The following is a 13958-nucleotide window of genomic DNA, read 5'->3' as shown; positions in this document are numbered from 1 at the left end:
GCGGTGCATCAGGCGAAGACCAACCTCTCTGGCGTGTCCACATCCCACAACACACCCGGATCCTCCACCGCCACCTCGACCACCCTCGCCTGCGCAAACAGTGACTTGGCGCCCTGATCGCCGGTCAACGCCATCAATCCCGGACCGAAGCTTCGCCCGAACCCCACCGGATGCCCATATTGCCCTTCATGCACCGGCACGCTGATGGTGTCATCCGCAATGGCCGCGACGACCTGCTCAATGCTCGACGGCAGGATAAACGGCATATCCCCCAGCATGATCAGCCAGCCACCGAGGTGCGAACAGGCCGCCACACCCGCCGCAATGCTGTCGCCCAGGCCGGTCGTCTCGATTCGCACAATCTCGCAACCATAAGCCTGCGCCATGCGAATCACTTGCGGGCGGTCCGCGGTGGTGACCAGCACACGCTTCTCGAGTGTGGCTGGCAGATTCACCAGCACCTGCTCGATCATTGAGTGCACGGTGATGCCATCACGGGCGGTGCAGTCCACCAGCAACTTGTCCTTATCGTCACCCGCTACCTGTCGAAACCGGCTGCCCTGCCCGGCGGCTAGAACGATAACGCCAATGGAGTCACTCATACGCCCTCCTGCAACGGCCTCTTCTGCTTGAGCTCGATGCCGTTCTTGATCGCCACAATCTCGGCCAGCAGCGACAAGGCGATTTCCGCCGGAGTATGGCTGCCGATGTGCAAGCCGATCGGGCCGTGCAAGCGCTCGATGGCCTGTTGGGACAAGCCTAGCTGAGCCAGGTTGTCCCGGCGCTTCTGACTGTTGACTCGCGAACCCAGCGCACCGACATAAAATGCCCTGGAATCCAGGGCCGTGAGCAGCGCCATGTCATCCAGGCGCGGATCGTGGGTGAGCGCGACGATGGCGGTGCGTTCGTCGGTCTGGATGGTCAGCACTGCTTCGTCGGGCATGCCCGGAACGAAGCGACCGTGTTGTTCTTCCCAGCCGTAGACGAACTCGGTGCGCGGATCGCAGATCAGCACTTCGAAATCCAGCAGCCGTGCCATCTCGGCGACATACCGCGATAGCTGCCCCGCGCCGATCAACAACAATCGCCAACGCGGGCCGTAAATGGCTCGCAGTGTGTTGCCATCAAAACTCAGCACATCGTGCTTGTTCGCCGGCTGCAGAACCACTTCACCGGTCGCAATATCCAGCGAGCGCGCAACAATTTCATGCGCCTCGCAGCGCGCCAGCAACTGGGCGACCCAAGCCGGATCGCCGACGCGCTCCTCGGTCAGGCGCAACGTGCCGCCGCAGGGCAAACCAAACCGCGCGGCCTCCTCACGAGTGACGCCATAAGTAATCAACTGCACCGGAGGCCCATCGGCCGGGATACGGCCATCGTGCAGCCGGGCAATCAGGTCATCCTCGACACAGCCACCGGACACCGAGCCAATCACTACGCCATCGCCACGCAAGGCGAGCATGGCGCCAGGTGCCCGGGGCGCGGTGCCCCAGGTCTGAACCACGCTGTACAACATCACCCGCTGACCGGCGCGGCGCCATTCCAGCACGCTGCGCAGGACGTTCAGATCGACGCTGTCCATCAGGCGTCAGCCTTCTGCCAGCCTTGCAGCTGATAGCGAACCGGCAAGTTACGGATGCGTTTGCCGGTGGCCGCGAAGATCGCGTTGCACAGCGCTGGCGCAATCGGCGGCACGCCCGGCTCACCGACCCCGCCCAACGGTACATTGCCCGGTGGCGTGACCAGGTGCACGGCGACTTCCTTCGGTGCCAGGGACATGCGCGCCACTTCGTACATGTGGAAGTTGTCCTGCTGGACCTTGCCGTCCTTGAAGCTGATTTCCCCCAGCACCGCGTTGCCCAGGCCCATGACGCAGGCGCCTTCGAACTGCGAGCGAATTCGCTCGGGGTTGATCTGCGGGCCGCAATCCACGGCGATGTCGGCTTTGTGCACGATCAGTGTGCCATCGTCTTTGACTTCGACTTCGATCACGGCTGCCACATAAGTGACAAAGCTGTAATGCACCGCCAGGCCCAAGCCACGGCCCTTGGGTAGCTTACGCCCCCATCCGGCGGCTTTAGCGGCGGTTTCCAGCACGGTGCGCATCCGCGCGGTATCGATCGGATAACGCTCGGGGGATTCGCCGTAGTTCCACTCTTCACTCAAGGTACGCGGATCGATCTGACGGTCCGGGCCAAGCAGCTTGATCTGGTATTTGAGCGGGTCCTGGCCGGCCTTATGCGCCAGTTCATCGACAAAGCACTGAATCGCAAAGCCATGAGGGATGTTCGACACAGAGCGATACCAGCCGACCCGCGTGTGGACCGCTGCTTCAGGGTTTTCCAGGCGCACGCTGGGGATCGCATAAGCCATGTTGGTAAAACCCATGCCCAGCTCGAAAGCCGCTTCATGGTTCATCCCCGGCGCGAACAGCGCGGTGATGCTTGGCGCCACCGTGCGGTGCAGCCAGCCAGACGGCAAGCCGTCCTTGTTCAGACTGGCCTTGAGGTATTCGGCAGACACGGTGTGGAAATACGAGTGGTGGATGTCGTCTTCACGGGTCCACTGCACCCGCACCGCTTTGCCCGGGAATTCCTTGGCCAGGATCGCCGCTTCAACCACGAAGTCCGGCTTGGACTTACGACCAAAACCGCCGCCGAGCAAGGTGACGTTGAACGTGACGTTATCGAACGGAATGCCCAGGCGCTCGCCAATCCGCTCGCGGGTGACTTGCGGCGCCTGGCTTGGCGCCCAGGCCTCACACACACCGTCCTTGAAACGGGCGATGGCGACCATCGGCTCCATCGGCGATTGCGCCAGGTGCGGCAGATAGTAAGAAGCTTCAAGGGTGCTGTCGGCAGCGCTCATGGCCTGGTCGATGTTGCCGGTGTTGCGCACCACTTTGCCGGGCTTGAGCGACGCGGCTTCGAGTTCCTTGCGGTAGGCGATCGAGTCGTAACTGGCGTTGGGGCCGTCATCCCACTCGATCTTCAGCGCTTCGCGGCCCTTGATCGCCGCCCAGGTGTTGCTGGCCACCACAGCCACACCGCCAAGAGGCTGGAACTCGGACGGCAATGGACGGCTTTCGATTTGCAGAACCTTGATCACCCCCGGGACTTTCATCGCAGCGCTGGCATCGAAGGATTTGACCTTGCCGCCGTAGACCGCCGGACGGGCGATGGTGGCGAAAAGCATGCCGTCGAAATGCACATCGGCGCCGTAGACCGCGCGACCGTTGACGATGTCCGCACCGTCGATGGCCTTGGTGCCTTCCTTGCCGATGTAGCGAAACTCCGACGGCTGCTTGAGCCGCAGGCTGTCGCGAGCCGGCACCGTAAGCGCACTGGCTGCTGCAGCCAACGCGCCGTAGCCCAATTCACGGCCAGTCGATTTATGGATGACCTTGTGCAGTTGCGCATGGCACTCGCTGACCGGCACTTTCCATTGCGCGGCAGCAGCTTGCTCAAGCATGGTCCGCGCGGCAGCACCGCAACGGCGCATCGGCTCGTACCAATGACGCATGCTGCGCGAGCCGTCGGTGTCCTGATTGCCGAAACGTACTTCATCGCCCGGCGCCTGTTGCACTTTGACCTGTGCCCAGTCGGCTTCCAGTTCATCGGCCACCACCATGGACAGACTGGTGCGCACGCCCTGGCCCATTTCCGAACGGTTGCAAATCACCGTCACGCTGCCATCGGCGGCGATGCTGATGTAAACCTTCGGGTCATCGATCCAGCCGTTGGGCATGCCGTCGGCACCGAATTTCTGCTCTTTTTCGGCGGCCAATGCATCCTGCCAGCCCCAACTGGCAGCCAGCACCAGCGCACTGGTGGCGCCCACGCCTTTGAGGAAACCGCGTCGGCTGAGATTACTCAGCGCAAAATCATTCGGTAGCTGGCTCATGCCTTGGCCTCCTTCAGGTGAGTGGATGCCTGGCGGATGGCGGTCTTGATCCGGTTGTAGGTGCCGCAACGGCAAATATTGCCGACCATCGCCTCCTCAATCTGCTCGTCGCTGGGGTTCGGGTTGGTTTTCAGCAGCGCGGTGGCCGACATGATCTGTCCGCCCTGGCAATAACCGCACTGAGCCACGGCGCTGTCGAGCCAGGCTTGCTGGACGACTTTGCCCACCGGGTCGGCGTGCAGGTTGTCGATGGTGCTGACGTTCTGGCCGACCACCGAGCCGATCGGTGTGATGCAACTGCGCGCTGGCGCGCCGTCGATATGAATGGTGCAGGCGCCGCACAGGCCCATGCCGCAGCCGAATTTGGTGCCGTTGTAGCCAGCCACGTCACGGATCGCCCAGAGCAGCGGCATGTCCTCGGTGACATCGAGTTGATGATCTTGACCATTGAGTTTCAGGGTAATCATGGGCACGCCCGCATAGTTATAGAGGTTATGGGGTCGAGCAATCTGCCGCTTGGGGTTCGCGGTTCACTACACGCAGATCGACTCAGGCTAATCGGCTCTCATATGTAGACGCGACGTCTGCACCGGGCCTTTGATGGAGCAAATGTTTGCATCGTTAGCTGGCTAAGTTAACTGAGCATTAACAAAAAAGCCCTGCACATTTGAAAATGTGCAGGGCTTTTTATTCAGCCTGAAAGCGTAGCCTCAATACTGGTTGGGTTCCATTTCCAGGTCGACCTTGAAACGCTCTGCAATGTCGTTCTGAATGCGCTGCGCCAGATTCAGCAATTGCAGGCCCGTTGCGCTGCCGTAGTTGACCAGCACCAGCGCCTGTAATTTATGCACACCGGCATCGCCGTCGCGAAAGCCTTTCCAGCCGGCGCGTTCGATCAGCCAGCCCGCCGCTAGCTTCATTTGCCCATCGGGCTGCGCATACGCCACCAGATCCGGGTATTCACCCTTGAGTTGTGCCACGAGTGCGGCGGGCACCAACGGATTCTTGAAGAAGCTGCCGGCATTGCCGAGCACCGCCGGGTCCGGGAGTTTTTCGCTGCGGATGCTGCAAATGGCCTGGCTGACATCGGTCGGCGTCGGGTGATCAATACCCTGCTCGGTCAGGCGCTGACGCACCGGGCCGTATTCCAGGTGCAGGTGCGCGGTGCGCGTAAGGGTGAAACGCACCCGCAGGATCAACCAGCGCCCCGGCTCCTGTTTGAACAGGCTGTCGCGGTAGGCAAAGTTGCACTCGGCCAGTGTGAAGTCCCGCAGCTCGCCGGTCTGGCGATCGAGGGCTGTCAGGCCGGCGAATACGTCCTTTATCTCGACACCGTAAGCGCCGATGTTCTGCATCGGTGCGGCGCCGACGGTGCCGGGGATCAGGCTGAGGTTTTCCAGCCCCGACCACCCTTGCGCCAGGGTGTGCTGCACAAACGGGTGCCACGGCTCGCCCGCCTCGGCTTCGATCACCACCTGGTTGCCGTCATCGCTCAGCAGGCGAATCCCCCGTGTGGCCATGCGCAACACCAGTGCTGGCACATCGGCGGTCAGCAACAAATTGCTGCCACCACCGATCACCAGCACCGGCACTTCGTGTTCCACCGCGTAGACCAGGGCTTCGCGCACGTCGGCATCGCTATGGGCTTCGGCAAACAGCCGCGCCTGAACGTCCACGCCAAAGCTGTTGTACGGTTTGAGCGAAACCCGGGGTTGAACCTGCAAACTCATAGCCGTCCCTTCAATTCGATCACCAGCAGATCGCTGGCGCGCTCGATCAGGTCCAGTACCTGTTCGAAGCCTTGGTCGCCGTCGTAATAAGGATCCGGCACTTCATCGACTTCCGACTGGTAGCGACGCAGGAACAAATCCAGCTCGGCCTTGCCCTTGGCCGGTTGCATGGTCTTGAGGTGGCGCAGGTTGCTGTTGTCCATCGCCAGAATCAGGTCGTAAGTGGCGAAATCGGCGCGGGTCACTTGCTGGGCGCGCTGGGCGGACAGGTCGTAGCCGCGCAGTTTCGCCGCAGCCTGGCTGCGCTTGTCCGGGGCCTTGCCGACGTGCCAGTCACCGGTGCCGGCAGAAGCCACTTCGACTTGATCGGCCAGCCCCGCCTCACGCAGCTTGTGCCGCAATACGCCCTCAGCCGTGGGGGAACGGCAGATGTTGCCCAGGCAGACGAACAGAACCCGCATCAGGCCTCCAGCAGGCGACGAACGCGCTCGAGATCTTCAACGGTGTCGACGCCGGTGGGCGGTGCGATCAGCGCATCGGCGACGTGAATCCGCACGCCGTGCCAGAGGGCACGCAGCTGTTCCAGAGACTCGGTGTTTTCCAGCCAGCACGGGCCCCAGGTGACGAAGTCCTGAAGGAAGCCGGCACGGTAAGCATAAATGCCGATGTGGCGGCGATATGGCACGCCTTCCGGCAATTGCTCGCGGCTCTTGACAAACGCGTCCCGAGCCCACGGCAAGGTGGCACGACTGAAGGTCAGCGCCAGGCCATTGAGGTCGCTGACCACTTTGACCACATTGGGGTTGAACAGGGTTTCGACGTCTTCGATCGGCTCGGCCAGGGTGGCCATGCGTGCTTCGGTGTGAGCAGCCAGGTTGGCGGCGACCTGATCGATCACGCTTGGCGGGATCAACGGCTCGTCGCCCTGAACATTGACCACGATCGCGTCCGGGGCCAGGCCCAGTTTCGCCGCAACTTCAGCCAGGCGGTCAGTGCCGGAGTTGTGATCTTCGCGAGTCAGCACCACTTCGGCACCAAAGCCCTTGCAGGCCTCGACGATGCGCGCATCGTCAGTGGCAACCACCACGCGCTGGGCGCTGCTTTTGCTCGCCTGTTCCCAGACGTGCTGGATCATCGGCTTGCCGGCGATCAGCAGCAGCGGCTTGCCCGGCAAGCGGGTGGAGGCGTAACGCGATGGAATGACAACGGTAAAGGCTGTGGTCATTTATCCAGACGCTCATCGGTGGTCAGGGTGCGCGCTTCGCTTTCGAGCATCACCGGGATGCCGTCGCGAATCGGGTACGCGAGGCCGGCGCCCTTGCTGATCAGCTCGGTTTTGTCGGCGCTGAGCTTGAGCGGGCCTTTGCAGACCGGGCAAGCGAGGATGTCGAGCAATTTGGTGTCCATGTACATTCCCTGGATAGAAACGGAGTTAAGGCAAAAGACGAGCCGGCAACAGGCGCATCAGCTGTGTATCGAACCAGGCCACGAAGGCCGGCGATGGCGCAGCATCGACCGCCAGGTACCACCAATCGGCGGCGGCGAAGGCACGGCACTTCACCGCGTCCTTTTCTGTCATCACCACTGGCAATGACGGTGTGAAATTCAAGGCCTGCACGCTGTATTCGGCGTGGTCGGCGAATGCATGGGGCACTGGCCGCCAGTGTAGCGTTTCGAGGGTCGTGAAGAAACGCCGGGGATTGCCGATCCCGGCCACGGCGTGCAGGGCCTGACCGGCCGGAAAGTGGTCCAGAGGCCGCCGTTCGCCGCTGTGCAGGTTGACCAGTTCGGTGGGTTGCAATTGAAAGGCAAAACCGTCTTCGCGATCATTGGCAGCGCCGTTGTACAGCACTGCATCGACGCTTTGCAGGCGCTCGACCGGTTCGCGCAATGGTCCGGCGGGCAGACAACGGCGGTTGCCCAAGCCGCGAGCGGCGTCGATCAGCACCAGTTCCAGGTTTCGAGCCAGCCGGTAATGCTGCATACCGTCGTCGGAGAGGATCAGGTCCAGCGGCTCACTCGCCAGCAAGGCTTTGACCGCACGGCTGCGGTCCGGGTCGATCATCAGCGGCACGCCGGTGCGCTGGACGATCAACAGCGGCTCATCGCCCGCCACGTCCGCGCCTTGATCCGCCGCGACCCGCCACGGCAATTGCGGCGGTTTGGCGCCGTAACCACGGCTGACCACTCCGACCCGCAGACCGCTGCGCTGGCAGTGCTGGATCATCCACAGAATCAGCGGCGTCTTGCCCGTGCCGCCCACCGTGATGTTGCCGACCACGATCAGCGGCACCGGCGACTGATAGATCTCGCCCTCGCCCGCCAAAAAGCGCTCGCGCTTGCCATTGACCACGCGTCGATACAGCCATTCAAGAGGCTGCAACAGCTTCAACGCCGGATGACCTTCGTACCATGCGGCGAGCAATCGATCGGACATGGCCATCAGGACGCCGGCGCCGCCTCGACAGTGGTCATGCGCAAGTGGCTGAAACCGAGCTTGCCGGCAGCGTCCATCGCGGTGATGACGGACTGATGGGGGGTTTTGCCATCGGCGCTGATGGACAACGGCAGATTGGTGTCGCCATTGGATTCTTTCTGTAACGCTTCCATCAGGCTGGTGAGGTCGTTCTTCGGCAACAGCTGGTTATTGACCGAATACGCCCCGTCGGCGCTGATGGCGATGTCCAGTTGCTTGAGCTGCTGGTCTTCGGCCGGGGAGCCGCTGACCGCTTCCGGCAGGTCGACGCGCAACTGGGTTTCACGGGTGAAGGTGGTGGTCACGACGAAAAACAGCAACAGGATAAACACCACGTCGATCAGCGACGCGAGGTTAATGTCTACCGTTTCCCGTGGTTTACGACGGAACTTCACGCTTTACCCTCGGCCAGGTCCACGTCGCGATCGCCCTGAATAACCTCGACCAGTTTGATCGCCTCTTGCTCCATGCCCACCACCAGCTCATCGATCCGGCGTTGCAGGAAGCGGTGGAAGAACACGGCCGGGATACCGACCATCAGGCCCGCGGCGGTGGTGATCAGTGCCTTGGAAATACCCCCGGCCAGCACCGCGGCGTTGGTGCCCATGCCCGTGCCCATGAACGCACTGAAAATATCGATCATGCCCAGCACCGTACCCAGCAGCCCCAACAACGGAGCCATGGCGGCGATGGTGCCTAGGGCGTTGATGTAACGTTCGAGCTCATGAATCACCCGCGCGGCGGCCTCTTCGATGCACTCTTTCATGATCTCGCGACCATGCTTGGAGTTCGCCAGACCGGCAGCCAGGATCTCGCCCAGCGGAGAGTTGGCGCGCAACTCCTTGAGTTTTTCTTTATTGAGTTGCTTGTCCTTGATCCAGACCCAGACCTGCCCAAGCAAGTGCTCCGGGGTCACGCGGCTGGCGCGCAGGGTCCAGAGACGCTCGGCGACGATCGCCATGGCCGCGATGGAACTCAGAATGATCGGCAGCATCATCCAGCCGCCGGATTTGACCAATTCCCACACAGTGACAGTCCCCTCGAAAAAGTGCGCCACTCTAACATAGGGGGTGGGCGCACCGAAGACCGCGATGTCGCATCCGGTCGGGCTTTAATGACGCGGGCTACTGGCGCAATACTGGCGGATCGCGCCAGAAACGCCGTTCCTGAAGCATCGTCCAAGGTGGTTTGAAGCGCCCCAGTTGTAGACGAATGGCACCCTGCTCGGCGCTGTCGTAGATCGCCATGCCACGCTTTTGATAACGCGCCACGACTGTGGGATGGGGATGACCGAAAGAATTACCGTTGCCACGGGAAATCAGCACCGCTTTAGGCAGCAGAGCGCTGAGCAACGCCATCGAAGATGAACTGCGACTGCCGTGGTGCGGGGCCTGCAACCAGTCCGTCGGCACCGCCAATGGACCTTCGAGCAGCACCCGCTCGGCCGCGGTATCGATATCGCCGGTCAGCAACAACCGCTCGCCGTTGGCTTCGATCTGCAGCACGCAGGATTTCTGATTGCTGTCGCTGGCCGACGACCACTGCCAGAGCTGGAACCGCACGTCGTCCCAGGTCCACTGTTGACCGCTCTCGCAGCCCTCGGCATGTAGCTCCTCCGGCAGGGCCAGTGGGTCGCCACTCAGTACCCGAGTCACCGGCACACCGCTGGCAATCGCTCGCGCACCGCCGGCGTGATCGGCGTCGGCATGGCTGATCAGCATCAGATCAAGTCCATTCACCCCCAGTTTGCGCAATGTTGGCAACACCACCCGCTCACCCAAGTCGATATCGCCGAACCGTGGCCCGGCGTCATACAGCAGAGTGTGATGGCGGGTGCGCACCAGAATGGCCAACCCCTGGCCGACATCCAGTTGCCAGATTTCGGCGACGCCTTCAGGCAGCGTGTGCCGGGGCGCAAAAACCAGCAACAGCAACATCGGCCAGCCCAGCAGGCGCAACGGCACCCCCGGTGGCAGTAACAGCAGAAATGCGCCCAGCGCGCCGAACGCCCAAACCCACAACGGAACCGCCACCGGCACCCACGCGGGCAATTGCCCGGCCACCAACACCAGCCCCTTGAACAAAAGGTCGATCAGACCGCCAGCCAACCACAGTAACCCCTCGCCCACATAGGGAACGGGCAACAGCAGCGTTCCGAGCAAGGCCGGCGGCAAGACCAGCAGGCTGATCCAGGGCACCGCCAGAAGATTGGCCAGCGGCCCGCTGAGACTGATCGGCAACCCCAGTACCAACAGCAGCGGGCACAGACCGATTGCGATCAGCCATTGGGCACGGGTCCAGGTTTGCCACCAACGCCACGGGCCCAATCGCCCGCCAAAGGTGAAAATCAGCACCGCTACTGCCGCAAAGGACAACCAGAAACCCGGTTGCAGGCTTGCCAGCGGGTCCAGCAGCAAAACACCGTCAAGCGCCAGCAACAGCGGCCACCAGGCGCCGAGGTGACGAAACCGTAGCCGCCACAACAACAGCAGACCAATCATCAGGCAGGCCCGACGCACCGGCACCTCGAAACCGGCCAGCAGCCCATAACCGAGCGCCGCCGCGAACGCCAGCCCACACGCCCATGGCAGCCACGGCAAGCGCCTGGGCCATAAGCCATAGCGCGCCAGCCCGGCGATCAGCAGATACACCAGCCCCGCCAGCAAACCAATGTGTTGTCCGGAAATCACCAACAGATGCACGGTGCCGGTGTCTTGCAGCACCTGCCAGTCCTCACGGCTCAGCCCGGCGCCGTCCCCCAGCACCAACGCCGTCAGCGCTCCCGTTCGCCCGTGCGCATCCACGGCCTGCAAACGCTGACGAATGCCGTCGCGCCAGGCCCACTGCGCTTGCCCCAGTCGCTGACCGTCCTTGACGGTCCCAGTGGCGCCAATACGTTGGGCCAGCAACCAGGCGTCGTAATCAAAACCATGAGGGTTGAGCAGCCCGGCAGGACGCTTCAATTTGACTGCCAGCCGCCACCGCTCGCCACTGTTGACGGGCGGCCCGCCATACCAGGCCAGACGCAGGTGCCGGGGCAGTTGGGTGCGACGCGACTGACTGTCTGTCAGTTCGAAACGCACTACACCCTCGGCCTGCTGCGGCAACCCGGTAACCCGGCCTTCGACCCAGCGAGTCTCGCCATCGAGCTTCAGCGCCAGGCGATCATCCAGCGCCCACTGCGCATTCGCACACGCCCAACTGAAGCCAAACAACCAAAATGCCAGTGGAAAGGTTCGAAACGGCAACAACATCAAACCCACTACCGGCAACAACAGCCACAACCCTGTCGGCGGCAGTGCCGGCAAAAAACGCAGGGCCAGCAGACCCAACGCCAGCGCCATCATCCCTGTGCGCATAAGCCCGTCCTTGAGAGTCCCCTCCCTAGGCTTAGCCGTCGCGCCGCACAGGCGTCGTTAACAATTGTCACAAAGTCTGAATGGGCGGTTCGTAGAATCCAGACATACTTGCCGCCTTAACCGACCGAGAAGCCTTATGCCCCGGCGCTTATTCAAACGCTACATGCCAGACCCGACCAGCATCAGGGAACACAAATCCTTACGCTTTCTTGGCACCCTGCTGCATGACCCGAACCTCTGGCACCTCAATCGTCATTCCGTCGCGCGGGCCATGGCCGTCGGCCTGTTCGCGGCGTTCCTGCCCATCCCGTTGCAAATGCTGTTGGCGGCCATCCTCGCCATCGTAGTGCGCGGCAACATGCCGATAGCGGTCAGCCTGGTCTGGCTGACCAACCCGATCACCATGCCGGCGGTGTTCTTCTGCACCTACCAGACCGGCGCCTGGTTGATGGACGTCCCCGCCAGGAGCTTGCCGGACGAGTTGACCTGGGCATGGATCAGCGGCGAGCTCTCGACTTTGTGGCAACCGTTTTTACTGGGCTCGGTGGTAACGGGGCTGGTGCTTGGGGCGTTGGCTTATTGTCTGGTGATGATGTATTGGCGCTGGTGGGTGAGTCGGCAGTGGGCACGGCGTAAGCGCAGCCGGATGCAGGAATGAAAAACGGCCTCCACTTGGGAGGCCGTTTCTTTTTGCGGTGTTTGCCCGCGAAGGCCGTGACACGGTCTTGATCAGGTACGCATCCCGCGCCCACTCACCAGCAGCCGCGCACAACCGATGTACAGCACAACAGTCGCTACCAGCATGAAAGCAATCGCCACGCTGATCTTGATGTCCGACACGCCAAGAATGCCGTAACGGAAGGCGTTGACCATGTGCAGCACCGGGTTGGCCAGCGAAACGGTCTGCCAGAACGGTGGCAACAAGCTGATCGAGTAGAACACCCCGCCCAGGTACGTCAGCGGTGTCAGCACGAAGGTCGGGATGATCGAGATGTCATCGAAATTGCGTGCAAATACCGCGTTGATGAAACCCAGCAACGAGAAGATCGTCGCCGTCAGCAGCACCACCAGAACGGTCACGCCCAGGTGATGCACCTGTAGCGTGGTGAAGAACAGCGACAGCAGCGTCACGATGAGCCCGACCATCAACCCGCGCAGCACGCCGCCCAGGGTGTAGCCGATCAGAATCGTATGGGGCGACACCGGCGACACCATCAGTTCTTCGATGGAGCGCTGGAACTTGCTGCCAAAGAAACTCGACACCACGTTGCCATAGGAGTTGGTGATCACCGACATCATGATCAGCCCCGGCACGATGTACTCCATGTAGGTGAAGCCACCCATGCCGCCGATTTGCCGACCGATCAGATTGCCGAAGATCACAAAGTACAGAACCATGGTGATGGCTGGCGGCAGCAAGGTCTGCGGCCAGATCCGGGTGAAGCGCTTGACCTCACGGTAAACGATGGTATTGAGGGCAACGAGGTTGGGTTGCAGCTCGGAACTCATACCGCCACCTTCGACAGATTTTTCTCCACCAGGGACACGAACAACTCCTCGAGGCGATTGGTTTTGTTACGCAGGCTCAACACTTCGATGTTCTGCTGCGCCAACTGGGTAAACAGCGCGGTAATGCCCATGGCCTTGTCGACCTGGACTTCCAGCGTATGACTGTCGATCAGTTTGGCCGGGTAACCAAGCAACTGCGGCGCCACTTGCAAGGTGTTCTTCAGGTCCAGCAGGAACGTCTCGACATGCAGTTGGCTGAGCAACTGCTTCATGCTGGTGTTCTCGACAATGGTGCCGTGGTCGATGATGCCGATGTTGCGGCACAACTGCTCAGCCTCCTCCAGGTAGTGGGTGGTGAGGATGATGGTGATGCCTTTCTTGTTCAGTTCAGTGAGGAAGGTCCACATCGAGCGACGCAATTCGATGTCCACCCCCGCCGTCGGTTCGTCGAGGATCAGCAGGCGTGGCTCGTGAACCAGCGCCCGGGCGATCATCAGTCGGCGCTTCATGCCGCCGGACAGGGAGCGCGACGGCACATCGCGCTTGTCCCACAACCCCAGTTGGGTCAGGTACTGCTCGGCGCGTTCCTTGGCGATTCTCGCCGGGATGCCGTAGTAACCGGCCTGGGTCACGACGATGTCGAAGGTCTTTTCGAACTGGTTGAAGTTGAACTCCTGGGGCACCACACCAATGCAGCGCTTGAGCGCCGCTGGTTCCTTGTCCAGGTCGTGACCGAACACATTCACCGTGCCGCTGGTTTTGTTCACCAAGGTCGAGATAATGCCGATGGTCGTGGATTTGCCGGCGCCATTCGGGCCGAGCAAAGCGAAAAAGTCACCTTCGGCGACGTCCAGATCGATACCACTCAAGGCCTGGAAACCGTTGCCGTAGGTTTTGGTTAGCTGCCGGATGGACAGAGCGGAACTCATATCGGATTTACGCACCAGGAAGGGAAGGAAGGAATAAATAAGGGCGGGCGGC

General features: G+C 61.7%; 15 protein-coding genes. 1 reads left to right on the top strand and 14 read right to left on the bottom strand.

The genetic code is table 11. The annotated features are described in order from the left end of the window. Nucleotides 1-8: 8 nt before the first annotated feature. From AC07VO_RS13360 to AC07VO_RS13305, 12 genes are all read right to left on the bottom strand, one after another. The gene (locus tag AC07VO_RS13360; RefSeq protein WP_230139491.1) at nucleotides 9-602 is read right to left on the bottom strand and encodes a nucleotidyltransferase family protein; all 594 of its coding nucleotides are present in this window, start codon (nucleotides 600-602) and stop codon (nucleotides 9-11) included. Continuing rightward, nucleotides 599-1582 (bottom strand): XdhC family protein, encoded by a 984-nt coding sequence (locus tag AC07VO_RS13355; protein ID WP_018926228.1) that lies wholly within the window; start codon nucleotides 1580-1582, stop codon nucleotides 599-601. The genes AC07VO_RS13360 and AC07VO_RS13355 overlap by 4 nt, the downstream gene beginning before the upstream one ends. Beyond that, nucleotides 1582-3903, bottom strand: coding sequence for a xanthine dehydrogenase family protein molybdopterin-binding subunit (locus tag AC07VO_RS13350; RefSeq protein WP_495007577.1), 2322 nt, complete (start codon nucleotides 3901-3903; stop codon nucleotides 1582-1584). The genes AC07VO_RS13355 and AC07VO_RS13350 overlap by 1 nt, the downstream gene beginning before the upstream one ends. Further along, complete coding sequence (locus AC07VO_RS13345) at nucleotides 3900-4370, bottom strand: (2Fe-2S)-binding protein (protein WP_007941956.1); 471 nt, start codon at nucleotides 4368-4370, stop codon at nucleotides 3900-3902. Before AC07VO_RS13345 ends, AC07VO_RS13350 begins: the two co-directional genes overlap by 4 nt. Nucleotides 4371-4613: 243 nt before the next feature. Next, nucleotides 4614-5633, bottom strand: a complete 1020-nt coding sequence (gene murB / locus AC07VO_RS13340) for a UDP-N-acetylmuramate dehydrogenase (protein WP_495007576.1) — start codon at nucleotides 5631-5633, stop codon at nucleotides 4614-4616. Beyond that, nucleotides 5630-6094 carry a low molecular weight protein-tyrosine-phosphatase gene (locus tag AC07VO_RS13335; protein ID WP_018926232.1) on the bottom strand — a complete coding sequence of 155 codons (465 nt, stop codon included), beginning with the start codon at nucleotides 6092-6094 and terminating at the stop codon, nucleotides 5630-5632. The genes murB and AC07VO_RS13335 overlap by 4 nt, the downstream gene beginning before the upstream one ends. Then, entirely contained in the window at nucleotides 6094-6858 is a 765-nt protein-coding gene (gene kdsB, locus AC07VO_RS13330) for a 3-deoxy-manno-octulosonate cytidylyltransferase (RefSeq protein ID WP_495007575.1), read from the bottom strand. Before kdsB ends, AC07VO_RS13335 begins: the two co-directional genes overlap by 1 nt. Beyond that, nucleotides 6855-7040, bottom strand: coding sequence for a Trm112 family protein (locus AC07VO_RS13325; RefSeq protein ID WP_003179363.1), 186 nt, complete (start codon nucleotides 7038-7040; stop codon nucleotides 6855-6857). Before AC07VO_RS13325 ends, kdsB begins: the two co-directional genes overlap by 4 nt. A gap of 25 nt (nucleotides 7041-7065) precedes the next feature. Then, on the bottom strand, nucleotides 7066-8076 hold the full coding sequence (gene lpxK, locus AC07VO_RS13320) for a tetraacyldisaccharide 4'-kinase (RefSeq protein ID WP_138866993.1): 1011 nt from the start codon (nucleotides 8074-8076) through the stop codon (nucleotides 7066-7068). Further along, the gene (locus AC07VO_RS13315; RefSeq protein ID WP_018926235.1) at nucleotides 8076-8504 is read right to left on the bottom strand and encodes an ExbD/TolR family protein; all 429 of its coding nucleotides are present in this window, start codon (nucleotides 8502-8504) and stop codon (nucleotides 8076-8078) included. The genes lpxK and AC07VO_RS13315 overlap by 1 nt, the downstream gene beginning before the upstream one ends. After that, the gene (locus AC07VO_RS13310; RefSeq protein ID WP_007941964.1) at nucleotides 8501-9136 is read right to left on the bottom strand and encodes a MotA/TolQ/ExbB proton channel family protein; all 636 of its coding nucleotides are present in this window, start codon (nucleotides 9134-9136) and stop codon (nucleotides 8501-8503) included. Before AC07VO_RS13310 ends, AC07VO_RS13315 begins: the two co-directional genes overlap by 4 nt. A gap of 97 nt (nucleotides 9137-9233) precedes the next feature. Further along, nucleotides 9234-11468, bottom strand: a complete 2235-nt coding sequence (locus tag AC07VO_RS13305) for a DNA internalization-related competence protein ComEC/Rec2 (protein WP_495007574.1) — start codon at nucleotides 11466-11468, stop codon at nucleotides 9234-9236. A gap of 136 nt (nucleotides 11469-11604) precedes the next feature. On the opposite strand from AC07VO_RS13305, the gene AC07VO_RS13300 reads away from it, so the two are divergent. Further along, a complete protein-coding gene (locus AC07VO_RS13300; protein WP_018926237.1) occupies nucleotides 11605-12126 on the top strand; it encodes a DUF2062 domain-containing protein in 522 nt (173 codons plus the stop codon). Nucleotides 12127-12197: 71 nt separating this feature from the next. Here the strand turns inward: AC07VO_RS13300 and AC07VO_RS13295 are convergent, their stop codons facing one another. Further along, complete coding sequence (locus AC07VO_RS13295) at nucleotides 12198-12977, bottom strand: ABC transporter permease (RefSeq protein WP_018926238.1); 780 nt, start codon at nucleotides 12975-12977, stop codon at nucleotides 12198-12200. Next, nucleotides 12974-13906, bottom strand: coding sequence for an ABC transporter ATP-binding protein (locus tag AC07VO_RS13290; RefSeq protein ID WP_018926239.1), 933 nt, complete (start codon nucleotides 13904-13906; stop codon nucleotides 12974-12976). Before AC07VO_RS13290 ends, AC07VO_RS13295 begins: the two co-directional genes overlap by 4 nt. Between the last annotated feature and the right edge of the window lie 52 nt (nucleotides 13907-13958).

It is taken from the genome of Pseudomonas sp. GW821-FHT03E01 (genome assembly GCF_059420765.1).
The sequence above is the reverse complement of the archived record's forward strand: the minus strand, read 5'-3'. Positions and strand labels throughout refer to the sequence as shown.